The following is a 377-nucleotide window of genomic DNA, read 5'->3' as shown; positions in this document are numbered from 1 at the left end:
AGTGGGCGGCGGTTCTGTACGTATTCACAACGCAGACATGCAGACCGCGGTATTCGGTATTCTTGGCATTGAAGAGCAAGAGCAGCAAGAGAAGTTTGGCTTCCTACTTGACGCGCTTAAGTACGGTACGCCACCTCATGCTGGTTTGGCATTCGGTCTTGACCGTTTGGCGATGCTACTTTGTGGAACAGAGAACATCCGTGATGTTATCGCTTTCCCTAAAACAACCGCCGCAGCCTGTCTACTGACTAATGCCCCAAGTGTTGCAAACCCTGCATCTCTTGAAGAGCTGGCCGTGACTGTGACCGCAGCGAAGAAAGACGCTGAATAACAACTTGCGTTCTGTAAGTGAATGAAATAAAAATGCCCCTAATCAG

1 protein-coding gene is annotated in these 377 nt (G+C 49.6%); it reads left to right on the top strand.

What is annotated here, in order from left to right:
* Positions 1–331 (top strand): amino acid--tRNA ligase-related protein (locus ACP45E_RS03040; protein WP_347229970.1); only part of this gene is annotated, 331 nt, incomplete at its 5' end.
* Between the last annotated feature and the right edge of the window lie 46 nt (positions 332–377).

Origin of the sequence: Vibrio genomosp. F10 str. 9ZD137, from assembly GCF_049974785.1 — a bacterium.
GTDB lineage: Bacteria > Pseudomonadota > Gammaproteobacteria > Enterobacterales > Vibrionaceae > Vibrio.
This window is presented reverse-complemented; position numbering and strand designations above follow the sequence as displayed.